1 protein-coding gene is annotated in these 513 nt (G+C 71.2%); it reads left to right on the forward strand.

What is annotated here, in order from left to right:
• On the forward strand, positions 1-439 hold a 439-nt coding region (locus CCN37_RS38225), incomplete at its 5' end, for a dihydrodipicolinate synthase family protein (RefSeq protein ID WP_210408417.1).
• Positions 440-513: the final 74 nt, after the last annotated feature.

Genomic DNA, 513 nt, shown 5'->3' on the forward strand with positions numbered 1-513 from the left:
CGAGCACCCGAACATCGTCGCGGTGAAGGACGCCAAGAGCGACCTCTTCGCCAGTTCGCAGGTGATGAGCCGCACCGACCTGGCCTTCTACTCCGGCGACGACATGATCAACCTGCCGTGGTTCTCGATCGGCGGGGTCGGCGTCGTCAGCGTCATCGGGCACGTGGCCGGGGGTCGGCTGCGCGCGATGCTGGACGCCCACGAGCGCGGTGACGTCGTCGCCGCGCGCGAGATCCACCGGGACCTGCTGCCGGTTTGCGCGGCGTTCGGCAGACTGGGCGGTGTGATCTTCAGCAAGACAGCGCTGCGCCTGCGCGGCCTCCCCGTCGGGGAACCCAGACTGCCCATCCCCTCGGCCACTCCCGCCGAGCGCGACGCGCTCGCCGCGACACTGCGCTCGGCCGGCCTCGACCTCGTTGAGGAGGCGGTCGCTCAGTGACCTCGCCGACGACGGCCAGTCGCGTACAGACCCACCGCTCCACCGCGCTCATCCCGCCGCCGAAGCTGCCCGAG

Origin of the sequence: Allokutzneria sp. NRRL B-24872 (assembly GCF_002155965.1) — a bacterium.
In the GTDB taxonomy this organism is placed as follows: domain Bacteria; phylum Actinomycetota; class Actinomycetes; order Mycobacteriales; family Pseudonocardiaceae; genus Allokutzneria.